The following is a 22,217-nucleotide window of genomic DNA, read 5'->3' on the forward strand; positions in this document are numbered from 1 at the left end:
CGCCATGCAAACCAGCGAACTCATTGGCTTCGGCGCCGCTTTCCTCTCCACCGCGAGCTTCGTGCCGCAGGTCTGGCTGACCTTTCGCACGCGCGATGTGAGCGGCATTTCGCTGGGCATGTACAGCGTGTTCACTCTCGGGGTGGCGCTCTGGCTGGTGTACGGCCTGAGCCTGGCGGCATGGCCGGTGGTGGCGGCCAACGCCATCACCCTGGCACTCGCCGTGTCGATCCTGGTGATGAAGCTGCGCTACGGCAGCCGGCCCGCGCGCTGAGGCCGTTCGCCGCTGGGGTTCAGGCCGCTGCGCGCTGCAGCCGGTCGCGCACGCCGTCCCATGCGGCGTCGGCCGGCGGCGTTTCCACCCAGATCAGGCGCACGCCGGTGGCGTCGAGTTCGCGCAGCACGGCAAAGAGTTCCTGCGCGCACTGCGCGGCGTCCAGTGGCATGCGGCGCACGGCCACGCCACGTGCGGCATGGAGCGGGCTGTGCGCGTAGATGGCGATGTGCCGGGCGTCGCTGCCGAGCACGTCGAGCGCGGCCTGCAACGGCTTGGTGTCCATCAGCCGCACCTGGGCTCGCGGCGCGTAGTGCGATTCGAGCGTGCCCGAGGCGCGGGGCGCGGCATCGTCGCGTGATCGCACCGGCAGGCCGCAGGCGGCTTCCAGCTGGGCGCTGGTGATCATGCCCGGGCGCAGCAGCACCGGGTGGCCGCGTGTTGCGTCGACGATGGTGGATTCGATGCCCACCGGGCACGCGCCGCCGTCGAGGATGAGCAGGTCTTCTTCGGGCAAAGCCGCGAATTCCTCCGCCACGTGCGCGGCGGTGGTGGGGCTCACGCGGCCGAAGCGGTTGGCGCTGGGTGCGGCCACGCCGTTCACGCCGTGGCGCGCCGCTGCAGCCAGCAGCGCCTGCGCCACCGGGTGGCTGGGGCAACGCAAGCCCACTGAATCCTGCCCGCCGGCGGCCACGGCGGCCACGGCGCTGCGGCGCGGCAGGATGACCGTGAGTGGCCCGGGCCAGAAAGCCTGCATGAGTGCGGCGGCAAACGGCGGTACTTCGCGCGCGTAGTGGTCCACCCCGGCGCGCCAGCCTTGGCCTCCCGAACCCGCAGCCAGGTGCACGATCAGCGGGTGGTCGCTCGGTCGGCCCTTGGCTTCGAAGATGCGGTGCACCGCGGTGGCGTTGGCGGCATCGGCCGCGAGGCCGTACACCGTTTCGGTCGGCATGCCCACGAGCGAACCACTGGCAAGGCGTTGCGCCGCCTGGACAATCGATGCGGTGTCGCTGGCGGGCAGCAGCAGCGGCATGTGATCAGGCTTCGAGTGCGGGAAGGCCAAGCAGCTTCAGCGCCTTCGCCGTTGTCTCGCGCACCTGCGCCACGCTGGGTGCCGTGATGTTCAGGTGGCCCATCTTGCGGCCAGCGCGCGCGCTCAGCTTGCCGTAGAGGTGCAGGTTCGTGCCCGGCAGCGCGAGCACCTGCGCCCACGGTGGCGGCGTGGGGCGTTCGCTGCGCTGCGTGCGCACGGCATTGGGTTCGAACCACAGGTCGCCCAGCAGGTTGACCATGATGGCCGGGCTGTGCTGGCGCGGTGTGGGCAAGGGGAGGCCGGCGAGCGTGCGCACCTGTGCTTCAAACTGTGAAATGTCGCAGGCGTTCTGCGTGTAGTGGCCGCTGTTGTGTGGGCGGGGCGCCATTTCATTCACCACCAGGTCGAGCGCGCCTTCAGCGTTCTCCACCACGAAATACTCCACGCAGAGCACCCCCACATAGTGCAGGTGGTTGGCAATGGCCACCGTGCTGGCTTGTGCGCGTTGCGCCAGGGCGGGTTCCAGTGCGCCCTCAAACACCTCGGTCAATGCGAGGATGCCGTCGTGGTGCGTGTTCTTCTGCACCGGAAAGCTCACGCTGGCACCGTCGGCGCCGCGCGCCACGATCACCGAGCATTCAGCGCTCAGCTTCAGCATCTTCTCCAGCACGCAGGGCACCTTGTCCATGGCGTCCCAGGCGGCGGCGAGTTCCTCGCGCGTGGACACACGCGCCTGGCCCTTGCCGTCGTAACCCATGCGCGCGGTTTTCAGAATACCGGGCAGCAGATCGGCGGACACGGCGGCCAGCGATGCATCGGTGGTGATGACCGCGTGCGGCGCCGGGCTCACGCCGCTGAGGGTTGCGCAATCCACGAAGTGCGCTTTTTCCTTCACGCGGTCCTGCGCCACCGCCACACAGGCGGCCGATGGCGCCACCGTGCGTTGCGCCGCGAGCGTGAGCAGCGCAGGCGCGGGCACGTTCTCGAACTCGGTGGTAATGGCATCGCAGCGCTGTGCGAGCTGTGCCAGGCCGGCTTCGTCGGTGTAGGGCGTCTTGATGTGGTGGTGGCTGATGAGCCCGGCCGGACTGGCCGGATCGGGGTCCAGCACCGCCGTGGTGTAGCCCATGGCCTGCGCCGCCTGCACAAACATGCGTCCGAGCTGGCCACCGCCCATCACGCCCAGCGTGATCGGCTGGCCGGTGGGCGAGCTGCCACCGGGAAGAAAGGTCTTGAGGTTCATGTCGGCGGCAGCGTCATGGCCCTGGCCGTGTCGGTCTGCCGGGCGCGAAACGCCTCCAGCTTTTCGAGCAGCGCGGCGTCGTGGGTGGCCAGCATGGCCACCGCAAACAGCGCCGCATTGGCCGCACCCGCCGGACCGATGGCAAACGTGGCCACCGGCACGCCCTTGGGCATCTGCACGATGCTGTGCAGCGAATCCACTCCGCTCAGGTGTTTGCTGGCCACCGGCACGCCCAGCACCGGCACCAGCGTCTTGGCCGCCAGCATGCCGGGCAGATGCGCCGCGCCGCCCGCGCCCGCAATGATCGCCTTCAGCCCGCGCGAGACGGCCGACTCGGCGTAGGCAAACATGTCGTCGGGCATGCGGTGCGCCGAGACAACACGCGCCTCGTGCGCAATGCCGAAGTCCTGCAGGATCTGAACGGCATGCTGCATGGTCTCCCAGTCGCTGCTGGAGCCCATGAGCACGCCCACTTGGATGGGATTCATGAAGGTGCGCTCTCCGGTAAAGTGTCGATTTTACGTTTGGCCTGTGCCCCCAGATCGCACGCGCCCCTTCCCCAGGTTCCTTCCATGATCAACGTCACCGTCGCCAATTTTGAAGCCGAGGTCATCCAGGCTTCGCAGCACACGCCCGTGCTGGTGGATTTCTGGGCGCCCTGGTGTGGCCCCTGCAAGGTGATCGGCCCCATGCTGGAGAAGCTGGAGACCGATTACGGCGGTCGCTTCAAACTGGTCAAGATCGATTCCGACCAGGAGCAGCAGCTCGCCGCGGCCTTCGGCATCCGCAGCATCCCCACCTGCGTGCTGCTTATCAACGGTCAGCCCGTCGACGGCTTCATGGGCGCGCTGCCCGAAGGCCAGATCAAGGCCTTTCTCGACAAGCACCTGCCCAGCGCCGAAGAGGCCGAGGCTGAAGAGGTGGAAGCCGAGGCCATGGACGCGCTGGCCGAGGGCGACATTGAAGGTGCGCTGGAGAAACTCCAGCAGGCCGTGCAGACCGATCCGAACAACGACGACGCGCGCTTCGACCTCGTGAAGCTGCTGCTGGAACTGGGGCAGGACGACGACGCCAAGGTGGCCTTCGCCCCCGTGATCGCCAAAGCAGCCGGTGTGCGCCGCCTCGACTCGTTGCAGCGCTGGATGACCGCGCGCGACGCGCAAGCGAACGTGAGCGACCCCGAGGCGCGCGCGGCCGAACTGCAGGCCGCCATTGCCACCAACAAGCGCGATTTCGATGCGCGCTTTGCCCTGGCGCAGCTGCTCATCGCCTACGGGCAGTGGGTGCCCGCCATGGACGAACTGCTGGAAATTTTGATGCGCAACAAGGCCTGGAACGAAGACCTGGCGCGCAAGACCTTCATCGCCATCCTCGACATCATCGAGCCGCCTAAGCCGAAGGTGGCCGAAGGCCAGGTGCCACCCGAAGACCCGACGGTGGCGACGTACCGGCGTCGGCTGTCGAGCGTGGTGTTGAGCTAGCCCATCAGGCGCGTCAGCGCTTCCTGGTATTTCGCTGCGGTTTTTTCAATCACCTCTTTGGGAAGGCGCGGTGCCGGTGGCGTCTTGTCCCAGGGCTTGCCGCCCACCTGCGCGGTTTCCAGCCAGTCGCGCAGAAACTGCTTGTCGTAGCTCGGCGGGTTCTGGCCCACCACATAGCTCTCGGCCGGCCAGTAGCGCGAGCTGTCGGGCGTGAGCACTTCGTCCATCAACACCAGCTTGCCCGCCTTGTCCAGGCCAAACTCAAACTTGGTGTCCGCAATGATGATGCCCTTCTCGAGCGCGATCGCAGCCGCCGCCTTGTAGAGCGCAATCGACACGTCGCGAATCTGCGCCGCGAGTTCGGGGCCGATCATCTCGACCGTGCGCTCGAAGGTGATGTTCTCGTCGTGCTCGCCCATATCCGCCTTTGCCGCGGGCGTGTAAATGGGCTCGGGCAGTTTCGACGCGTTCTGCAAACCTTCGGGCAGCTTCACGCCACACACCGAGCGGCTGTCCTGGTATTCCTTCCAGCCGCTCCCGGCCAGGTAGCCGCGCACCACGGCTTCCACCGGAATCGGCTTCAAGCGCTGAACCAGCATGGAACGGCCCGTGACCTGCGCGGCTTCTTCCGGCGACACCACGCTCTCGGGGGCCTGGCCGGTGAGGTGAATCGGGCAGATGTTCAGGCCCTTGGGGCCGAGCTGTTCAAACCAGAACAGCGAGAGCCTCGTGAGCAGTTCGCCCTTGCCCGGAATGGGCTCGCCCATGATGACGTCGAAGGCGCTGATGCGGTCGCTGGCCACCATGAGAATGCGGTCGTCGCCCACGGCGTAGTTGTCGCGCACCTTGCCGCGCGCCAGCAGGGGCAGGGAGGTCAGGGCCGAAGTGTGCAGGGCAGGGGTCATGGTCGGAAGGGAATTCAGGACAAGAAAAAAGCCCGTTGAACAGTCAACGGGCTTTGAACCATTCCGGGGGATTATCGCAAGTTCAGTGCACCACTTGTGCGAGTTCGCCCTTGGCGTATTTCGAGGCCACCACCTGCAGTGTTTCGCCCTTGATCTTGCTGCCCTGTCCTTCGCAGCCGAACTCCAGGTAGCGCTGCTTGCAGATTGCCTTCGCGGCTTCGCGCGCCGGCTTGAGCCATTCGCGGGCGTCGAACTTGTCGGGGTTCTCGGCCAGGAACTTGCGCACCGCGCCGGTCATGGCCAGGCGGATGTCGGTGTCGATGTTGATCTTGCGCACGCCGTGCTTGATGGCTTCCTGGATTTCCTTGATCGGCACGCCGTAGGTTTCCTTCATCTTGCCGCCGTACTGGTTGATGATGGCCAGCAGCTCGGGCGGCACACTGGAGGAACCGTGCATCACCAGATGGGTGTTGGGAATGCGCTGGTGGATTTCCTTCACCCGGCTGATGGCGAGGATGTCGCCGGTGGGCGGCCGGCTGAATTTGTAGGCGCCGTGGCTGGTGCCGATGGCGATGGCCAGGGCGTCGAGCTGCGTCGCCTTGACGAACTGGGCCGCTTCTTCAGGGTCGGTCAGCATCTGGCTGTGGTCCAGCTTGCCTTCGGCGCCGATGCCGTCTTCTTCGCCGGCCTCACCGGTTTCCAGGTTGCCCAGGCAGCCGAGTTCACCTTCCACCGTGACGCCGACCTTGTGGGCCATCTCCACCACCTTGCGGGTGACCTCGGTGTTGTATTCGAAGGAAGCCGGCGTTTTGCCATCTTCCATCAGCGAGCCGTCCATCATCACCGAACCGAAGCCCAGGTTGATGGCGCCTTCGCAAACCTTTGGCGAGGTGCCGTGGTCCTGGTGCATCACCAGCGGGATGTGCGGATAACTCTCCATGGCGGCCTGGATGAGGTGCTTGATGAAGGGCTCGCCGGCGTACTTGCGGGCACCGGCACTGGCCTGCAGGATCACCGGTGCACCGACTTCGTCGGCTGCCGCCATGACGGCCTGCACCTGTTCGAGGTTGTTGACGTTGAACGCTGGAATGCCGTAGCCATTGGCGGCGGCGTGGTCGAGCAGTTCGCGCATGGAAACGAGCGCCATGTGAATCCCCTAGTTCAGTTGGTAACCGTGGTGTAACCGGGGAGTTTAACTTTGGGGAACGCTGTAAAGCCTGATTGCAGCGCGCCAAATGTCACGCGATGCTTCAGCTTCTGGACTCCAGCAGGAACCCGCTCAACCGATCGAGCACCGGCGCGAGCCCCCGCAAAGGCGGGGCGAGGGCGCCGATCAGGGTGGTGTGGCTGACACGGTCGAACAGCTCCAGCTCGACCGGTGTGCCCTGGCTTTTCAAAGTCTGGGCGAGCGCCAGGGTGTTGCGCTGCGGGTTCACCAGCGTGTCGTTGCGGGCGGCGAGCAGCAGGGCGCGGCGCTCGGGTGCCGCGTGGGCCAGGGCGTGGAAGAGGGGCTGAGAGTCGGCCGGGGTACCGGGCCACTCGAAGGCAATGCGAACGTCCGGGTTGCCGATCGGCAGGAAATCGTAGGGACCGGCCAGACCGGCCCAGCCGGCAATCGGTTCGCGCCCCAGCCAGCGCGGGTCCAGCGCCAGCATGGCGGCGTTGTAGGCGCCCGCGCTGTGCCCCACGATGAACAGGCGTTCCCGCGACGCGCCCAGGGCCACAGCCTGTGCGCCCGCCCAGCGCACGGCCAGCGCGCAGTCTTCGAGGAAAACCGGGTAGCGCACCTCGGGGCTCAGGCGGTAGTCGGCCACCACGGTGACGATGCCGCGCGAGGCCAGCGCTTCGCCGACAAAACGGTAGTCGGCGCGCGAGCCGCTGCTCCAGCTGCCGCCGTAGAAGAACACCGCGATGGGTGCGCCCGCCACGGCCGGCTCGGGCAGGTAGACGTCGGCCCGTTGGCGCTCGGCGCTGCCGTAGGCCAGATCGCGCCTGACGCTGTGGGTGTGCGAGGGCACAGTGGCATTGATGAGGCGCAGCGGCGAACAGGCTTGCAGCAGCGGGGCCAGACCGAGCGCGGTGAGCCAGCGTCGGCGGCGGGTGGACGGATGGGACTGTGGCGAGGTCATGACAGATTTACGCACGCGGAGGGCCCCCGGATTCAAGCGATCGACACCTTTCGTCACAAATCCCGCGGAACTGGAGCGCATGCTGGGTGAACCCTCCAGGGGAGAAGCCAGACCCCTCCCGTACCCACAAGAAAGGAACCGCCATGCCCTGTCGTCCGTTGTACGTGACGCTCACCGCCGCTGCCCTGCTGGCGCCGCCCCTGTCGCAGGCTCAGGTCACGCTCAAGCCCGATGGTCAGTGGCGCTACCTGCTGACCGCTGGCGCCAACATTTCATCGGGCAACAACGATGCGCGCTCGCTCAACCTGTCGGGTGAAGCGGCCCGCCAGACCGACGACGACAAATGGACCTGGAATGCCCGAGCCGATCAGGCCAGCAATTCGGGCGTGTCGACCACCGACCGCTACGGTCTGCGCACCCAGTACGACCGCAACATCTCACCCGACTGGTTCGGCTTCGGCTCCGGCGAAACGCTGCGAGACAAGCTGGCCAACATCGACGCCCGCTACTCAGTGGCCAGCGGTGTGGGTCGACATGTGTGGCGCGAGGAGCGCGGCTACTTCGATGTCTCCGCCGGTCTGGGCTACACCTACGACCGGTACCTCAGCGCCACCGACATCGCCGGCGCCATGCGGGACCGCTACGGTCGCCTGGAACTGGTGCTGGCGGAGGAATCCAGCCACAAGCTCACCGAGACCACCAGCCTGCGCCAGAAATTCACCCTGTACCCCGACCTTCGCGATTCCGGCAAGTACCGCGCGGTGCTCGACACCGGCCTGACCGTGGCCATGACACAGGCTTTGAACCTGTCCGCGGGCTTCAGCTACCGCTACGACAGCGACCCCGGCACCGGCCTGGAAAAGGGCGATGCGATGTTTGTGACCGGCGTGTCGCTGCGTTTCGATTAAGCAGCCCGACAGATTTTCAGGGTGTTCGTGCCGCCGGGCTGCCCCATCGGCTCGCCCACGGTGATGGCGTAGACATCGCCCGTTTCCACGATGCCGCGCTTTTTCAGGTGGGCTTCGGCGTCCATCAGCGCGGAATCGCGATCGATGCTGTTGTCCATCAGCAGCGGGCGCACGTTGCGATAGAGCGTCATGCGGCGCTGGGTGGAGAGGTTGGGCGTCATGGCATAGATCGGCATGCGCACGTTGTGCCGGCTCATCCAGAGTGCGGTGGAGCCGGAGTCGGTGAGTGCCACGATGGCTTTGGCGCCCAGATGGTGTGCGGTGAACAGCGCGCCCATGGCAATCGACTGGTCGATGCGCTTGAAGGTTTTGCCCTGGAAATCGGCGGTGAGTTCCCGGTACTCGGCCTTTTCGGCTTCGGAGCAGATGTTCGCCATCTCCAGCACGGTTTCCAGCGGGTAACGGCCGGCGGCGGTCTCAGCGCTGAGCATCACCGCATCGGTGCCGTCGAGCACGGCGTTGGCCACGTCGCTCACCTCGGCGCGCGTGGGCACGGGGTGGATGATCATCGACTCCATCATCTGTGTGGCGGTGATCACCACCTTGTCCATTTCGCGTGCCATCTTGATCATGTGCTTCTGCAGGCCCGGCACGGCCGCGTTGCCCACCTCCACCGCCAGGTCGCCGCGCGCCACCATGATGCCGTCGGACACCTTGAGGATGTTGGCGAGTTCGGGGATGGCTTCGGCGCGCTCGATCTTGGCGATCAGCGCAGGCCGGTGGTTCAGGTGCGCACCGGCCACGTTGCAGAGTTGGCGCGCCAGCTCCATGTCGGTGGCGTTCTTGGGAAAGCTCACGGCCACGTAGTCGGCCATCAGGCCCATGGCGGTCTTGATGTCGTCCATGTCCTTGGCGGTGAGCGCCGGCGCGGTCAGCCCGCCGCCCTGCTTGTTGATGCCTTTGTTGTTCGACAGCTCGCCGCCCAGCTTCACCGTGGTGTGCACCGCCGGGCCCACCACCTTGTTCACCGTGAGCACGATCAGACCGTCGTTGAGCAGCAATGTGTCTCCGGCCTTGACGTCGCGCGGCAGTTCCTTGTAGTCCAGCCCCACGCCCTCGATGTCGCCGGGCTCGGTGCGCGATGCGTCCAGCACAAAAGGCTGGCCGGGTTCCAGCATGACCTTGCCCTGCGCAAACTTGCCGACGCGGATCTTGGGGCCCTGCAGATCGGCCATGATGCCGACCTCGCGGCCGGCGCGCTGCGCGGCCGCGCGCACCAGTTCGGCGCGATCGATGTGGTCCTGCGCCACGCCGTGCGAGAAATTGAGCCGGACCACGTTCACGCCGGCGCGGATCATTTTTTCGAGAAGGGCGGGATCGCTGGAAGCGGGGCCGAGGGTGGCAACGATCTTGGTGGCGCGGCGCGGGTTCATGGAAATGTCTCCTGGGATTGAACGGCCGGCGGCGCCGGCTTGTAATTTGGTTTCAATTGTCCATGAAACCGGGTACGACGAGGTTACAGGCCGGCTCGGGCCGCGATAGAGTAGTCGCATGCACTTCGACTTTCACAACCCCTATCCCACCACCCGCATTCCCGTTTTCGCGCGCAACGTCGTGTCGACCTCGCACCCGCTGGCGGCGCAGGCCGGCTTGCGCATGTTGTGGAAAGGTGGCAACGCGGTGGACGCCGCGGTGGCCGCTGCGGCAGCCATGACGATTTGCGAGCCGGTCAGCAACGGACTGGGCAGCGACGCCTTCGCCATCCTTTGGGACGGCAAGGCCCTGCATGGCCTTAACGCCTCGGGACCGGCGCCGGCGGCGTGGTCTGCCGCGTACTTCCAGCGCAAGCACGGTGCGGACGCGAAAGCGCCGCCCAAGCGCGGCATTGATTCGGTGTCGGTGCCGGGCGCCGTGGCGTCGTGGGTGGCGCTCTCGGAGCGGTTCGGCAAGTTGCCGTTTGCCGACCTCATGGAACCCGCCATCGAGATCGCCGAGCGCGGCTACCTGTTGCCGGTGGTGGTGCAGCAGAAATGGGCGGCGGCCACGCCGGAGCTGGGCAGCCTGCCGGGTTTTGCGCAGGCTTTTCTGCCCTGGGGTCGCGCACCGCAGGTGGGCGAGTTGTTCCGTTTTCCCGCTGCGGCGCGGGGCTTGCGACTCATCGCCGAGACGCGCGGTGCGGCGTTTTATGGCGGCGAGATTGCGCACGCGCTGGAACGCTTCATGAAGGAGCACGGTGGCGCACTGACCGCGCAGGACCTTGCGGCATACCGCCCGGAGTGGGTCACGCCCATCGAGAAAAATTACCGCGGACACACGCTGCACGAAATTCCGCCCAGTGGCCAGGGCATCGCAGCGCTCATCGCCCTGGGCATCCTGGAGCAGTTCGACCTCGCCGGCCTGCCCGTGGACGGACCCGAGTCGCAGCACCTGCAGATCGAAGCGATCAAGCTCGCCTTTGCAGACACCTACCGCTTCGTGGCCGAACCCTCCAGCATGGAAGTGACCTCCGCGCAGATGCTCGACGACGCCTACCTCGCGGGCCGCGCGAAGCTCATCGACATGAAGCGTGCGCAAGACTTCGGCGCCGGCAACCCGGTGAAGGGCGGCACCATTTACCTCACCGCGGCGGACGAAGACGGCATGATGGTCAGCTTCATCCAGAGCAACTTCATGGGCTTTGGCTCGGGTTGCGTGGAGCCTCAGTTCGGCATCAGCTTGCAGAACCGGGGGCACGGTTTCTCGCTTCAACCCGGCCCCAACCAGGTGGCGCCCGGCAAGCGGCCGTTTCACACCATCATTCCTGCCTTCCTCACGAAAGGTGGCCAGCCTGTGATGTCATTTGGCGTGATGGGCGCCAACATGCAGCCTCAGGGCCACGTGCAGACGCTGGTGCGCATGCTGGATCACGCACAAAGCCCGCAGGCCGCCTGCGACGCGCCGCGCTGGCGGTTCAACCAGGGTCTTGAAATCAACGTCGAGCAACAGATGAACAAGGCGACCGTGCAAGCGCTGCTGGAGAAGGGCCACGTGGCGGAGGTCATTCAGGACAACTACCAGGACTTCGGTGCCGGCCAGTTCATCTGGCGTGCGGGCGATCCGAAGCAGGAAGGCTACGTGGCGGCGTCGGATTCGCGCCGCGATGGCGCGGCCGTGGGGTTCTGAGGCGTCATTCGCGCACGCGCACGGCCTGGCCGTCGCGCACAGTGGAACCGGGGTAGAGCAGCACTTTCTCGCCCTCGCGCAGACCCTCAGAAACCCAGGCCGTATCGGCGTGACGTGCCTGGACCGTCACGGTTCTGGCGCGGGCCCGGCCCGCTTCGACCTCGAAGACGCGCCAGCCTTCGCCATCGCGCACCAACGCCGCGCTGGGCACCAGCAAGGCGCCTTCTCTTGATGACACGACGATGCGCGCGTCCACGCGGAAGCCATCGCCCACGCCCGGCGCACCAGCGGGTAGATCGACGATCACGTTGACGCGCTGTTCCTCGATGCCCAGCGCCGATACTTTGGTGAAGGCCACCGGTTCCACACGCGCGACCCGGCCGACGATGGCGGGCGCCGTGCCGCCCAGTGACAAGCCCACCGCCGCCCCCGGGGCAATCTGTTGCACCTCGCCGGACAGGACATCGATCACCGCCTCCACCGCCGCGGTGTCGCCGACCACCAGCAGAGGTTGACCGGCCGTGACGGGGGCTGCGCTTTCCAGATGCAGCTTGATCACGCGGCCGTCCACCGGGCTTTTCAGCGCCCAGATGCCTTCGGTGCGCGCGCCCGCGCCCGGCTCGGCGCGCGCCAGAGCGGCCCGAGCCTCGGCCTGGGCGTATTCGGCGGCGCGCAATTCGGCGCGCCCCGCATCAAGGGCCTGGCGTGCCGAGCGCTGCGCCAGCAGCGTCTGGTCCAGCGCAGAAACGGCAATGAAATTTTCGCGGGCGAGTTTTGTGGCCCGATCCGCTTCCAGCCCGGCCTGTGCAAGCGCGGTTTCCAGCCGATTCACCTGCGCGCTGGCTGCCAGCCGGGCAGCGTCGGCACTGCCCACGCGCTGCTGCAACACACTGCGCGTGCGCGCATCGATCATCTGCGGGGCGACCGGTGTGAGCGTGGCCACCACATCCCCTGCGCGCACCGCGTCACCCACCTTGAGCGTGGGCCGCACGAGTTCGGCCAACGTGGGCGCGGCGATCACGTAGCGGTTCTTCAACCGCAACTGGCCGTCTTCTTCGATGACCTGCTCGAAACGGCCGGTGCCCACGCTGGCGACCTCGACCACGATGGGGCGCGGTCGCAGGGCCCAGCCGATCAGCGTGATGACGCCCAGGGCGAGCGCGGCCCACAGGGCCCAGCGACGGTAGCGGGTGGCGGAAGAGGCGGCGTGGTTCATTCGCGTACTTTCAAAACGGCGATCAGGTCCAGGCGGTCGATCTGGCGACGCACCAGAAACGCGCTGGCGAGGCCGGCGGCGAGCACGATGAGCGCCGCCGACGCGTAGGTCGATGGTTCGATGACCACCGGGAAGTCGATGTTGTCCGAAGACATCAGGCGCATCAGCAGCGAGGCCAGCGCCCAGCCGGTGAGAGCGCCCAGTGGCAGCGCCAGCAGCAGTTCGGCGCCGAGCTGGGCCAGGAGCAGCACCGATACCTCAGCGCGCGTCATGCCCAGCACCCGCAGGCTGGCCAGTTCCCAGGCGCGTTCCGAAAGCGTGATGCGCGCAGCGTTGTAAACGATGCCCACCGCCATCGCGATGGCGAACAGCGTGAGGATGCCGCTGAACACGCCCATGTTGCGCGAGGTGGTCTCGTTGAAGCTGGCCATGGAGCCGGCCTTGTCGAACACGGCGTTGATCACAGGCGCACGTTTGATCGCCTCCCAGAACGCGGGCTTGGCCAGCGGGTCCACCTGCAGCGCGGCCTCGGCCACACCTTCGCCATCCCGGGCCAACGCGTTCATGGTGTCCAGACGCATGAAGGCTTGCTTGCCCATCATGGTGTGCACGATGTCGACCACTGTCACGTCCGCCTGCGTCTGGTTCCACAGGCGAAATTCCAGGCGCACGCGGTCACCCACCCTGGCGCCGATGGCGCGCGCCAGCAGGGAGGACATCACCAGGCCCTGCGCGGGCAGAGCCACGTGGCCACGCGTCTCATCCACCACGCGCAGCAGTTGCGCCGTGGCTTCCAGGCCCACCAGTTGCGCATCTTCGGTCTGGCCGTGCAGGCGGACCCGGACCGGTTCGCTGCGGTAGGGCTCGGCGTCCAGCACGCCCGGCAGACCCTGCAGGTCGCGCACCACCGACAGCGGCACCGGTTTGTGGAAGTTGAGCAGTACATCCCCTTGCTGCACCTGACGGAACTGCACGTCCACGATGTGTGCGATGGCATCGAGCCAGAAGGCGCCCGAAATCTGCAGCGCCACCGCCATGGCGATGCCGGTCACGGTGAAGGCCGCGCGCCAGGGGCGACGCTCGAAGTCGCGGATCACCATCAACGTGCCCGCGCTCACCCGCCGCCCGAAGCCCAGGCGCTCGAGCAGGGTGCGCCGGTAGCGCGGCGGCGCCGGGGGTTGCATGGCTTGCGCGGGCCTCAGGCGCACCACCGCGCGGATCGCGGTCCAGGTACCGAGCGCGGCGGCGGCGGCCGCAATGGTGGCCGCCACCGCCACGAGCCAGGGAGTGGTGACGTAGGCCAGGCGGTTGAAGCGGAACACCTCGTCGTACAGACCCAGCATGAGCTGGCCGATCCACACGCTGAGCGCGAGGCCTGCAAGTACCCCCAGGCCGGCGATCACCAGCGCGAGCTGGATGTAGTGCCACGCGATGGCGCCGTCGCCGTAGCCCAGGGCTTTCAGCGCGGCGATCTGTCCCCGCTGCGTGGCCACCTGGCGGCTTACCACCACGTTGAGAATGAACATGGCCACGGCCAGAAAGATGGCCGGCAGCACGGTCCCCATCACCTTGAGCTGCGCGAGCTCGTCGGAGACGATCTTTGCCGACAGTTGTTTGTCGCGCCCCACCGCTCCCAGCGTGCCATAGGCATCGAGCAGTCGGTCGGCGGCTTCGATCACCGCGCTCTCGCGCGCGCCGGCATCCAGCCGCAGCGCCACCTGGTTGAACGCGCCCTGCATGTCAAACACCTGCAGCATGCGCTCGCTGTCGATCCACCAGATGCCGAAGCTCATGTCGTCGGGTGCGCCGCCGCGCGAGGCAAACACGTACTCGGGCGAGATCGCCGTGCCCACCAGGTGCACGCGCTCCAGCTGGCCGTTCAGGATGGCGTCGATGCGGTCGCCGGGTTTCAGGTTGCGCGCCACGGCGAAGCGGTCGCTCACCACCGCCTCCAGCTCGCGCCCGCGCTCGGGCCAGCGACCGCTGCGCAGGGTGAGGGCGTTCAAGCCCTGGCGGTGCGCATGCACGCGGGCCAGGTCAAGGCCAATGAAGCGCCCGGTCACCGGGGCGTCGGCGTCGGGCAGGGCGATCTGCGCGTCGAACACCACATCGAGCCGGACCTCGGCCACTCCCTGGATGGCGGTCAAACGATCGTGCAGGTGCACCGGTGCGCGCTTGACGCTGGCAAACACGTCGGCCAGGCGGTTGTCGCGGTAGAAGTCGTCGCGCGAGCCCTGCAGCGATTCGTGCACCGAGAACATGCCCACAAAACCAGCCACGCCGATGGCTACCACGATGGCGATGGTGGCCACCTGTGCGCGCAGGCGCCGCAGGTCGCGCCAGAGCTTGATGTGGATAGCCTTCATGGCTGCGCTCTCACCAGGACAGGGTGGACGCGGCCACCTTGTGGGGGTTCGCCTGCACGTCGACGATTCGGCCGTCGGCCAGGCGCAGCACCCGGTCTGCCATGGCGGCGATGGGTGCGTTGTGCGTGATCACCACCGTGGTGGTGCCCAGCTCGTGGTTCACGCGCTCGATGGCCTGCAGGACCATCACGCCAGTGGCGCAATCGAGGGCGCCGGTGGGCTCGTCGCACAGCAGCACCGCCGGCTTCTTGGAAATGGCGCGCGCAATCGCCACGCGCTGCTGCTCACCGCCTGAGAGTTGCGAGACAAAGTGGTCGAGCCGTTCGCCCAGACCCACCAGAGCGAGCGCGTCTTCTGGCGTCATGGGGTCCTCAGCCAGGTCGGTCACCAGGGCCACGTTCTCGCGCGCCGTCAGGCTGGGAATGAGGTTGTAGAACTGGAACACGAAGCCCACATGCTCGCGCCGGTAGCGCGTGAGCTCCGCATCGCGGGCGCCCGTGAGCTCGTGCGTCGTGCCCTGGTGTGTCCATCGGGCAGTGCCACTGGTGGCACTGTCGAGCCCGCCGAGAATGTTGAGCAGCGTGGACTTGCCGCTGCCCGAGGCGCCGAGCAGCACCACGAATTCCCCGCGAACGATGACCAGGTCGACACCCCTCAAGGCATGCACGGCGGTGGCACCCTCGCCATAGACCTTGGTCAGGCCCTGGGCGACGAAGACTGGATCTGGGCTGGGCATGTCTCCATTCGAGCACGGGCTGGTTCTGCGGGGCTTGATACCGGTCAAGGCACACGCGCGGGAGCGCGAGTCGCGTCAGAAGTATCGAATTGCAGTACCAGTCGGCCCCACTGGTTCAACCGGTCATCAATTTCGATGCCCAGAGAGGGTCCAGCCCCGACCATCGCGCCGTGTTCAACAACCACCCAAGGTGATTCATGGCTTCAAACCGTTCCCCCCTCATCGTGATGCGCGACACCCGTGCCTGGCAGCTCCAGGTGTGGGTCTCTTTCGGTATCGCTGTGTTCCTGTGCGCCACCGGGCTGGCCTGGCTGCCCGGGCAGGACCTGGACCGCGCGTTCATGGTGATGGGCTATGTGTTCTGTCTGTCCACCGTGTTCGTGCTGGCCAAGTCGGTGCGCGACAGCCAGCAGGCTGCACAGGCGGGCGTTCCTGAAACGCCGATGTGGCGCATGGTGGTGTGGGGCGGTTTTGCCGTGGCGATGGGCCTGACCGGCTGGGGCTTGTTGCGCATGGAGATCAACGACACCTACCGCGCTTACCTGGGTGTGAGCTGGCTCTACCTGGTCACGTCCGCCTTCACGCTGGCCAAGACGCTGCGCGACCGCCACGAAGCGGACCTGCTGGAGCGCTCTGCCTCTGCTGCCGCCGAATGAGCCGCTGTTCAAACCTTCCCGCATTCAGGAGTTCCTTCATGAAGAAATCGCATTCCCTTTCCCTGGTCGCTGGCTTGGCGCTGGTGCTCTGCCTGAGCGGCCCCGCCCGTGCCCAGAGCGAAGCCTCCGTGGCGCTCTCGGCGCTGCCTGTGGCCTCGGTGGTGGTGACCGCATCCACCGCAGCCGCAGCGGTCAGCGTGGTGCCGGTGGCCCTTTCCGTCGCAGGGTCGGTGGTCGTGGTCAAGGCGGTGGAGATCACCGCCCGTGGCACCGTGTATGTGCTCGAACGCGCCTCAGACGGTGCCCGCGCCAGCGTGGAGGTGGGTGCTCGCTCAGTGTCTGCCGTCTCGGTGGGCGTGGGCACGGCGCTCACGGTCAGCGTCATCGGCACGGGTGTGCTGCTCTCGGCGGCGGGCGAGGTGATCGCCTTCATTCCCAATGAGCTGGGCCGCGCGCTGCTCCACAACGAACGCGTCACACACTGAGCGGAGAGCGAAAAATGAAGACTTTGTTGGCTGTTCTGACCACCTGCCTGGCCCTGCTCGCTTCACCCGCCGTCCAGGCGGGGCGATCGTGCGAAGGCAAACCCCTGAATGCCCAGGGCATCCAGCGCGGCATGGACCTCGCACAACGCACCTCCGAGGCGCTGGATGCCGAGCACCGTCGCAGCGGTGCGCGCGTGGTGGTGCTGGCCCGCGCCGGCCAGGACCTGGGCAAATACGGCCTGCGTTACTCCCACCTGGGCTGGGCTTACAAGACGGCCGAAGGCCCCTGGCGAGTGCTGCACAAGCTCAACCAGTGCGGCTCGTCGGTGGGCTCCATCTACCGACAAGGGCTGGGCGAGTTTTTTCTGGACGATCTCTGGCGCCATGAAGCCGCCTGGGCAGTGCCAGCGCCCGCGCTGCAGGCGCCACTGCACGCGTTGCTGACCGATCGCGCGCGCGGGGTCGCGCTGCACACGCGCGACTACAACATGGTGAGCTACCCGTGGAGCACGCGCTACCAGCAGTCGAACCAGTGGGCGCTGGAGACGCTGGCCGCTGCCGCCGAACCCGGTGTGAACACGCGCGAGCAGGCGCAGGCCTGGTTGCGCTTCAAAGCGTATGAGCCCACCACGTTGCGACTGGGTGCCATGACACGGCTGGGCGCCCGGGTGAGTTCGGCCCATATCGCGTTTGACGACCACCCCAACGACAAACGGTTCTCCGATCGCATCGAGACGGTGACCGTGGATTCGGTGTTCGACTGGCTGACCAGGTCGGGGTTGGGCTCTGCGCCGCAGCGGCTGGCGTTGCCTTGAGGCGGCTGTGCTGGTGGCCGCTGAGTCGCCCTAACGACCCGCGCTTGCCAACACGTTCACGGCGGTGGCGAGCACGCCGAGGTTGAACGCAAACGAGAGCAAGGCGTGCACCAGCACCAGATGGCGCATGGGGCGGCTTCGCACCGACACATCAGACACCTGAGACGTCATGCCCACCACCATGCTGTGGTAGAGCAGGTCGAGGTAGTCGGGGTCGCGCCCATCGGGAAACGCCAGACCTCGATCCGGCGATCCATCCTTCTCGCTGTCTCGGTAGTACACACGCGCATAGTGCAGCGTGAACACACCCTGAATGAGCAGCCACGCTCCCGCGAGCGACAGCGCCATGAGCCCCAACTGAGCGCCGCGCGCCCAGCCGGCCAGCGTCTGGGTGTCACCCACATTCATGGCGACCGCCAACAGACTGGCGCAAGCGGCCAGGGTGACCAGCACGAACAGCATGGCGGCGCCCGGGTCCTCGCGTTGTGCTCGCTCTCGAGTGGCGTTTGCATCCAGACGCGCAGCCAGGTGCCACACCAGCCCGACGTAGGTCGTGCAGTAGGTCGCCCAGCCGATCAGCCACGGCGCCGGTTCCACGCCAGGCATCCATAGCGCCCCGAAAGTGCCCGCCGCAACAGCAGGCAGCAAGGCAACGCCCTGGCGCTGCCAGGCATTCAGGTGGATCAGCGTGGACATGAATGCGGTGGTGGCGTTGGCGGGCAATGGGCGGTTGTAGCACGAGGCTTCAGGTGCTGAGCCCAGTGGATTCTTCGCGCCAGAGCGTGCGCAGCGCCCACAGCCCGAGCGCCGGGCCCACCGCAAGCCAGGGCAGCAGCGCGCCAAGCGCAACATGCTCGGCCAGCGAAACAAACAGCAGGATGCTCACGATGGAAATCGCGAAGCCGATGCTGTTGGTGAGCGTGAGCACGCTGCCCACCGCCTGCGGCGGCGCGTTGCGCGCGGTGAGTGTGGAGAACTGAGGCGAGTCGCCCGATACGGTGATGCCCCACAGCACCAGCCAGGCGTAGAACGCCGTCGCTGGCGCGTCGATCAGCAAGGGCGCGGCGAGGCAGCAGGCGCCACTGACCGCGAGCTGGCTGCCGGCCACGCGCGCGCTGCCCCAGCGCTGCGCGACCCAGCCGCCCCCGGCACAGCCGATCACGCCCGCACCGAGCACCAGAAACGCCGCCCAGGAAAGCGCGGTACCCTGCAACCGCGTGGCCAGCACCAGCGGCACCATCACCCACATGGTGTAGAGCTCCCACATGTGGCCGAAGTAACCCAGCACCGAGCTGCGCACACGCGGGTCGGTCCACAGCGTACCCAGGGCCTGCCATTGCAGAGTGGTCACGCGCGGCTGCGCGCCCGGGGGGTCGGTGGTGCCGAAGTACAACAACAGTCCGCCAGCGGCGGCGAGCGCGGCCACCCCCAGCATCAGCGTGGGCCAGGGAAGCGCACCGCTCAGCGCGCGCAACGCGTGCGCACTGGCCGAGCCCAGCACCAGCGCGCCAATCAGCAGGCCCAGTGCACCACCCAGACCGCGCGAATACCACTGCGCGGCGATCTTCATCCCCACCGGGTAGATCCCGGCGAGAAAGAAACCCGTGGCAAATCGCCAGGTCAGCAGCGCCGTGAAATCTCGCACCATCCACCAGGCGCCCACCGTGCAGACTGCGCCGGCCAGCGAGCACAGCAGAAACACCAGACGGGGCGGGAAACGATCGGCCAGTGCCAGCAGTGCAAACACCAGCGTGCCGACGATGAAACCGAACTGCAGCGATGAAGTGAGCGTGCCCACCGAAGCGGTGGACCAGCCCAGTTCGCGCTGCAGGTCCGGCATGACCGCGTTCACCGCGAACCACAGCGAGGTGCCCAGCAACTGGGCGAGGACCAGGATGGGCAGGATGTGAGGAGGTACCCGCTGGGTGGCGGGCTGGGAGGCGCTCATGTGCCCGGCATGTTACCGGGCATGCCTCCCTGGCGTTTATGAAGCGGTGCTGGTGTCTTCGTAGGCTGGCTCGTCGTTCTTGAAACGGGCCAGGTCGCGGATGTTCTTCTGCACCGCCACAGACCCGAACAACGCCAGCAGGAAAGACATGTCGTAGAAGCCCTTTTCGCTGTCGGCCAGCGTGGCGTTCCACAGGCCGACCGTCAGCAGCAGCACGGCCAACCCCAGCGACACCCAGCACAGGCCGTAGTAGATGCCGGTCACGGGAATGGCTTCGAGCTTGTCGCGCACCGACTTCTGCAGTGACACGGCGGAAAACAGGCCGTACATCAGCAGGATGAAGTAGTAGCCCTTTTCATTGAGCTGCATCTCGGCGTTCCAGAGGCCAGCAAGGTAGACCAGCGCGCCGACCAGCAGGGCCGTCCAGGAGGCGGCAATGAAGGCGCCCGTGGGTTTTTGATGGGGGGTGTGCATGCGAATCCTCCAGAAGCTTGAGTGACGCGCAAATGTAATACAAAAGGCATCATTTTCTGAAGGATGAGGCGGCTACACGCCGCGTGCCCGGTCGGTCTTGAACTGGGCGCGGAAAGCCTCGAAACGCCCGGCATCCAGCGCCTCCCGCACCTCTCGCATGAGGTTCAGGTAGTAGTGCAGGTTGTGGATGGTCGCCAGCATCGGGCCGAGCATCTCGCCACACCGGTCCAGGTGGTGCAGGTAGGCGCGGCTGAATCCGTCGCGCCCGCCTTCGTCCCAGCTCACGCCACTTCGACCGGTGCAAGCGTTGCAGGTGCATGTGGTGTCGAGCGGCTGGTGGTCGGTCTTGTGGCGGGCATTGCGGATCTTCAGGTCGCCGAAGCGGGTGAAGAGTGTGCCGTTGCGCGCATTGCGCGTGGGCATCACGCAGTCGAACATGTCCACGCCATCGGCCACGCCTTGCACCAGGTCTTCGGGCGTGCCCACGCCCATGAGGTAACGCGGCTTGTGCGCGGGCAGGCGGTGCGGTGTGTGCGCCATGATCTGCAGCATCTGGTCTTTCGGCTCGCCCACGCTCACGCCGCCAATGGCATAGCCGGGGAAGTCCATGGCCACCAGCGCGTCCAGCGACTCCTGGCGCAGGTGCTCGAACATGCCGCCCTGCACGATGCCGAAGAGGGCGTTGGGGTTCTCCAGCCGCGCGAACTCATCTTGCGATCGCTTCGCCCAGCGAAGGCTCATTTCCATGCTTTTGCGCGCCTCGGCTTCGGTGGTGAGGTGGCCATTGGTTTCGTAGGGCGTGCATTCGTCCAGCTGCATGGCGATGTCGCTGTTCAGGCCGGTCTGTATCTGCATGCTCACCTCGGGCGACATGAAGAGTTTGTCGCCGTTCACGGGCGATGCGAACGTCACGCCTTCTTCGGTGATCTTGCGCATGGCGCCCAGCGACCACACCTGGAAACCACCCGAGTCGGTGAGGATGGGCTTGTGCCATTGCTCGAAGGCGTGCAGCCCACCGAAACTGTCCATCACTTCGCGGCCCGGCCGCATCCACAAATGGAAGGTGTTGCCCAGGATGATCTGCGCGCCCATGTCATGAAGGCTGGCAGGCATCACGCCCTTGACCGTGCCATAGGTGCCCACGGGCATGAAGATGGGGGTTTCGACCACGCCGTGGTTCAGCGTGAGGCGGCCACGGCGCGCGTGGCCTTCGGTTTTGAGCAGTTCAAACTGGAGCATGGGGGGGATTGTGGGCGACGATGGGGGATTGGGGACTCATGCTTCATCGGTGACCATGCCCCAGCGCGCAAACTCTGGCGTGAACGACGCCAGCGGGATGAGGCCGGTGGCGGTGTGCGCGCCAACCGGCAGGGCGTGACCCTGCGCGAGCCGCCGCGCGAGCAGGATGGCCGGCATGGCGGGAATCTCGGGGCCGTGGTCGTTGTCGGCGCTCAAGTGCCAGGCGCGCTGCAGGGCCTCACCCTGCGAATCGAGCCCCGAGACGCGCACCACCATGCCACCGAGCGCGCTGCCCCAAGGGTTGAGCACTGGCGCGCTCCAGTGCAGCAGCCTGGCCAGTTTTTCGGGGCGGAACAACCAGCCTTTGCTGCGCGCCGCGGCGATCCAGGCAAACGCGCGCTGTGACAAGCCCACCTCCAGCGCGGCGCGGAACATTACCCGGTCGCGCACGCGGTAGCGCTCGGGAAAGATTTCCAGGTCGGGCACATCGCACAGTGCGCCGAGCCGGGGTTTCATGCGAGCGAAGCGCACGGGTTCGGGTTGCGCCCAACCGGTTCGTGGCTGCCAGCGGCCTTCCTGCCACACCGACACCGGCGCGCCGCAATAGCTGAGCACGCCAGCCAGCGTGGCCACGCCGCGTGGTGCCGATTGGGCGGGTGCGATGCAGATGTCCACGCTGTAGATCGCCTGCCAGCCCGCGCACAGGTGCTCGACCACGGCCGATGACAGCGCGGGCACAGTGCTCGCGCCGGTGATGGCGCTGCGACCCGCTCGCTGGAAAGTTTCGTGCAGCGCGGCGGGAAAGTCGCAGACAAAGCGGCGTCCGTCGGCCAGGTCGACGTAGTGGCAGCCCGCGGCGGCACAAGCGAGCGCCACGCCATGGCCTTGCGCCTGGAACGGCCCTGCGGTGTGGATCACCAGACCAATGCCGTTCGCTTGCAGGGTGGCTGCCAGGCTCGGGCTGGCGGCATCGACCCGCAGGGCCTGCGCTCCGCCGCCCAGACCGGCCGCGAACACCGCAGCGCGCAAAAGGTCGCGCCCGCCCACCACCACATCGATCCCGGGTTCGTTCACCAGAGCGCGCGCGATGCGTGCGCCGAAATTGCCGTAGCCGCCCAGGACCAGTGTTTTCAATGCGCTCATGGTC

The 22,217-nt window shown here is 66.8% G+C and carries 22 protein-coding genes; 7 read left to right on the plus strand and 15 right to left on the minus strand.

The features are described from left to right. Window positions 1-4 precede the first annotated feature (4 nt). Complete coding sequence (locus CAP37_RS00370; protein WP_086122334.1) at window positions 5-274, plus strand: SemiSWEET transporter; 270 nt, start codon at window positions 5-7, stop codon at window positions 272-274. Window positions 275-293: 19 nt separating this feature from the next. On the opposite strand, the gene CAP37_RS00375 is transcribed toward CAP37_RS00370, so the two are convergent. The 3 genes from CAP37_RS00375 to purE are packed head-to-tail and all read right to left on the minus strand — an operon-like array spanning window position 294 to window position 3,038. Continuing rightward, window positions 294-1,301, minus strand: coding sequence for an L-threonylcarbamoyladenylate synthase (locus CAP37_RS00375; protein WP_373271083.1), 1,008 nt, complete (start codon window positions 1,299-1,301; stop codon window positions 294-296). Between the two features lie 10 nt (window positions 1,302-1,311). Beyond that, the gene (locus CAP37_RS00380; protein ID WP_086122336.1) at window positions 1,312-2,550 is read right to left on the minus strand and encodes a 5-(carboxyamino)imidazole ribonucleotide synthase; all 1,239 of its coding nucleotides are present in this window, start codon (window positions 2,548-2,550) and stop codon (window positions 1,312-1,314) included. Continuing rightward, window positions 2,547-3,038: a 5-(carboxyamino)imidazole ribonucleotide mutase gene (purE, locus tag CAP37_RS00385; RefSeq protein ID WP_086122337.1), complete on the minus strand. Its 492-nt coding sequence runs from the start codon at window positions 3,036-3,038 to the stop codon at window positions 2,547-2,549. Before purE ends, CAP37_RS00380 begins: the two co-directional genes overlap by 4 nt. 84 nt (window positions 3,039-3,122) lie before the next feature. Here purE and trxA point away from each other — a divergent pair, with 84 nt between their 5' ends. Beyond that, window positions 3,123-4,031, plus strand: a complete 909-nt coding sequence (gene trxA / locus CAP37_RS00390) for a thioredoxin (RefSeq protein ID WP_086122338.1) — start codon at window positions 3,123-3,125, stop codon at window positions 4,029-4,031. On the opposite strand, the gene CAP37_RS00395 is transcribed toward trxA, so the two are convergent. The 3 genes from CAP37_RS00395 to CAP37_RS00405 all read right to left on the minus strand — a co-directional run bounded on the left by CAP37_RS00395 (window position 4,028) and on the right by CAP37_RS00405 (window position 7,065). Then, window positions 4,028-4,936 carry a phosphoribosylaminoimidazolesuccinocarboxamide synthase gene (locus CAP37_RS00395; protein WP_086122339.1) on the minus strand — a complete coding sequence of 303 codons (909 nt, stop codon included), beginning with the start codon at window positions 4,934-4,936 and terminating at the stop codon, window positions 4,028-4,030. The genes trxA and CAP37_RS00395 overlap by 4 nt on opposite strands. Before the next feature lie 82 nt (window positions 4,937-5,018). After that, window positions 5,019-6,083: a class II fructose-bisphosphate aldolase gene (fba, locus tag CAP37_RS00400; protein ID WP_086122340.1), complete on the minus strand. Its 1,065-nt coding sequence runs from the start codon at window positions 6,081-6,083 to the stop codon at window positions 5,019-5,021. Between the two features lie 103 nt (window positions 6,084-6,186). Further along, window positions 6,187-7,065 (minus strand): alpha/beta hydrolase, encoded by an 879-nt coding sequence (locus CAP37_RS00405; RefSeq protein WP_086122341.1) that lies wholly within the window; start codon window positions 7,063-7,065, stop codon window positions 6,187-6,189. Window positions 7,066-7,208: 143 nt separating this feature from the next. Here CAP37_RS00405 and CAP37_RS00410 point away from each other — a divergent pair, with 143 nt between their 5' ends. Beyond that, window positions 7,209-7,973 (plus strand): YdiY family protein, encoded by a 765-nt coding sequence (locus CAP37_RS00410; protein WP_086122342.1) that lies wholly within the window; start codon window positions 7,209-7,211, stop codon window positions 7,971-7,973. On the opposite strand, the gene pyk is transcribed toward CAP37_RS00410, so the two are convergent. Beyond that, window positions 7,970-9,406, minus strand: a complete 1,437-nt coding sequence (gene pyk / locus CAP37_RS00415) for a pyruvate kinase (protein ID WP_086122343.1) — start codon at window positions 9,404-9,406, stop codon at window positions 7,970-7,972. The two genes, CAP37_RS00410 and pyk, sit on opposite strands and share 4 nt — an antisense overlap. A gap of 118 nt (window positions 9,407-9,524) precedes the next feature. Between pyk and CAP37_RS00420 the strand changes: the two genes are divergently transcribed. Next, on the plus strand, window positions 9,525-11,135 hold the full coding sequence (locus tag CAP37_RS00420; RefSeq protein WP_086122344.1) for a gamma-glutamyltransferase family protein: 1,611 nt from the start codon (window positions 9,525-9,527) through the stop codon (window positions 11,133-11,135). A gap of 4 nt (window positions 11,136-11,139) precedes the next feature. Here CAP37_RS00420 and CAP37_RS00425 read toward each other — a convergent pair whose 3' ends face one another. Genes CAP37_RS00425 through CAP37_RS00435 form a run of 3 tightly spaced genes read right to left on the minus strand, consistent with a single transcriptional unit; the run spans window position 11,140 to window position 15,453 of the window. Further along, window positions 11,140-12,351, minus strand: a complete 1,212-nt coding sequence (locus tag CAP37_RS00425) for an efflux RND transporter periplasmic adaptor subunit (protein WP_086122345.1) — start codon at window positions 12,349-12,351, stop codon at window positions 11,140-11,142. Continuing rightward, entirely contained in the window at window positions 12,348-14,717 is a 2,370-nt protein-coding gene (locus tag CAP37_RS00430) for an ABC transporter permease (protein ID WP_086122346.1), read from the minus strand. The genes CAP37_RS00425 and CAP37_RS00430 overlap by 4 nt, the downstream gene beginning before the upstream one ends. A gap of 10 nt (window positions 14,718-14,727) precedes the next feature. Next, window positions 14,728-15,453 carry an ABC transporter ATP-binding protein gene (locus CAP37_RS00435; RefSeq protein WP_086122347.1) on the minus strand — a complete coding sequence of 242 codons (726 nt, stop codon included), beginning with the start codon at window positions 15,451-15,453 and terminating at the stop codon, window positions 14,728-14,730. 197 nt (window positions 15,454-15,650) lie between these two features. Between CAP37_RS00435 and CAP37_RS00440 the strand changes: the two genes are divergently transcribed. The 3 genes from CAP37_RS00440 to CAP37_RS00450 are packed head-to-tail and all read left to right on the plus strand — an operon-like array spanning window position 15,651 to window position 17,409. After that, a complete protein-coding gene (locus CAP37_RS00440) occupies window positions 15,651-16,109 on the plus strand; it encodes a YiaA/YiaB family inner membrane protein (protein WP_086122348.1) in 459 nt (152 codons plus the stop codon). A gap of 38 nt (window positions 16,110-16,147) precedes the next feature. Next, on the plus strand, window positions 16,148-16,594 hold the full coding sequence (locus tag CAP37_RS00445) for a hypothetical protein (protein WP_086122349.1): 447 nt from the start codon (window positions 16,148-16,150) through the stop codon (window positions 16,592-16,594). Between the two features lie 14 nt (window positions 16,595-16,608). Continuing rightward, a complete protein-coding gene (locus CAP37_RS00450) occupies window positions 16,609-17,409 on the plus strand; it encodes a DUF2145 domain-containing protein (protein WP_086122350.1) in 801 nt (266 codons plus the stop codon). 30 nt (window positions 17,410-17,439) lie between these two features. Here CAP37_RS00450 and CAP37_RS00455 read toward each other — a convergent pair whose 3' ends face one another. The 5 genes from CAP37_RS00455 to CAP37_RS00475 all read right to left on the minus strand — a co-directional run bounded on the left by CAP37_RS00455 (window position 17,440) and on the right by CAP37_RS00475 (window position 22,213). Then, a complete protein-coding gene (locus CAP37_RS00455; protein WP_179190095.1) occupies window positions 17,440-18,105 on the minus strand; it encodes a DUF1345 domain-containing protein in 666 nt (221 codons plus the stop codon). A gap of 49 nt (window positions 18,106-18,154) precedes the next feature. Then, the gene (locus tag CAP37_RS00460; RefSeq protein WP_086122352.1) at window positions 18,155-19,357 is read right to left on the minus strand and encodes a nitrate/nitrite transporter; all 1,203 of its coding nucleotides are present in this window, start codon (window positions 19,355-19,357) and stop codon (window positions 18,155-18,157) included. A 36-nt stretch (window positions 19,358-19,393) separates the two neighbouring features. Beyond that, entirely contained in the window at window positions 19,394-19,831 is a 438-nt protein-coding gene (gene yiaA / locus CAP37_RS00465) for an inner membrane protein YiaA (RefSeq protein WP_086122353.1), read from the minus strand. A 72-nt stretch (window positions 19,832-19,903) separates the two neighbouring features. Beyond that, complete coding sequence (gene tgt / locus CAP37_RS00470) at window positions 19,904-21,070, minus strand: tRNA guanosine(34) transglycosylase Tgt (protein WP_086122354.1); 1,167 nt, start codon at window positions 21,068-21,070, stop codon at window positions 19,904-19,906. A 36-nt stretch (window positions 21,071-21,106) separates the two neighbouring features. Further along, window positions 21,107-22,213, minus strand: coding sequence for a saccharopine dehydrogenase family protein (locus CAP37_RS00475; RefSeq protein ID WP_086124747.1), 1,107 nt, complete (start codon window positions 22,211-22,213; stop codon window positions 21,107-21,109). Between the last annotated feature and the right edge of the window lie 4 nt (window positions 22,214-22,217).

It is taken from the genome of Hydrogenophaga sp. IBVHS1, from assembly GCF_002127265.1.
GTDB lineage: Bacteria > Pseudomonadota > Gammaproteobacteria > Burkholderiales > Burkholderiaceae_C > Hydrogenophaga.

Coding starts and splice junctions, on each gene's coding strand:
- CAP37_RS00475 (WP_086124747.1), bottom strand. CDS start 22,213: ATGAGCGCATTGAAAACACTGGTCCTGGGCGGCTACGGCAATTTCGGC.
- CAP37_RS00430 (WP_086122346.1), bottom strand. CDS start 14,717: ATGAAGGCTATCCACATCAAGCTCTGGCGCGACCTGCGGCGCCTGCGC.
- yiaA (WP_086122353.1), bottom strand. CDS start 19,831: ATGCACACCCCCCATCAAAAACCCACGGGCGCCTTCATTGCCGCCTCC.
- CAP37_RS00380 (WP_086122336.1), bottom strand. CDS start 2,550: ATGAACCTCAAGACCTTTCTTCCCGGTGGCAGCTCGCCCACCGGCCAG.
- CAP37_RS00410 (WP_086122342.1), top strand. CDS start 7,209: ATGCCCTGTCGTCCGTTGTACGTGACGCTCACCGCCGCTGCCCTGCTG.
- CAP37_RS00425 (WP_086122345.1), bottom strand. CDS start 12,351: ATGAACCACGCCGCCTCTTCCGCCACCCGCTACCGTCGCTGGGCCCTG.
- CAP37_RS00460 (WP_086122352.1), bottom strand. CDS start 19,357: ATGAGCGCCTCCCAGCCCGCCACCCAGCGGGTACCTCCTCACATCCTG.
- CAP37_RS00445 (WP_086122349.1), top strand. CDS start 16,148: ATGAAGAAATCGCATTCCCTTTCCCTGGTCGCTGGCTTGGCGCTGGTG.
- CAP37_RS00405 (WP_086122341.1), bottom strand. CDS start 7,065: ATGACCTCGCCACAGTCCCATCCGTCCACCCGCCGCCGACGCTGGCTC.
- CAP37_RS00435 (WP_086122347.1), bottom strand. CDS start 15,453: ATGCCCAGCCCAGATCCAGTCTTCGTCGCCCAGGGCCTGACCAAGGTC.
- CAP37_RS00420 (WP_086122344.1), top strand. CDS start 9,525: ATGCACTTCGACTTTCACAACCCCTATCCCACCACCCGCATTCCCGTT.
- trxA (WP_086122338.1), top strand. CDS start 3,123: ATGATCAACGTCACCGTCGCCAATTTTGAAGCCGAGGTCATCCAGGCT.
- fba (WP_086122340.1), bottom strand. CDS start 6,083: ATGGCGCTCGTTTCCATGCGCGAACTGCTCGACCACGCCGCCGCCAAT.
- pyk (WP_086122343.1), bottom strand. CDS start 9,406: ATGAACCCGCGCCGCGCCACCAAGATCGTTGCCACCCTCGGCCCCGCT.
- purE (WP_086122337.1), bottom strand. CDS start 3,038: ATGAATCCCATCCAAGTGGGCGTGCTCATGGGCTCCAGCAGCGACTGG.
- CAP37_RS00455 (WP_179190095.1), bottom strand. CDS start 18,105: ATGTCCACGCTGATCCACCTGAATGCCTGGCAGCGCCAGGGCGTTGCC.
- CAP37_RS00395 (WP_086122339.1), bottom strand. CDS start 4,936: ATGACCCCTGCCCTGCACACTTCGGCCCTGACCTCCCTGCCCCTGCTG.
- CAP37_RS00370 (WP_086122334.1), top strand. CDS start 5: ATGCAAACCAGCGAACTCATTGGCTTCGGCGCCGCTTTCCTCTCCACC.
- CAP37_RS00450 (WP_086122350.1), top strand. CDS start 16,609: ATGAAGACTTTGTTGGCTGTTCTGACCACCTGCCTGGCCCTGCTCGCT.
- tgt (WP_086122354.1), bottom strand. CDS start 21,070: ATGCTCCAGTTTGAACTGCTCAAAACCGAAGGCCACGCGCGCCGTGGC.
- CAP37_RS00440 (WP_086122348.1), top strand. CDS start 15,651: ATGGCTTCAAACCGTTCCCCCCTCATCGTGATGCGCGACACCCGTGCC.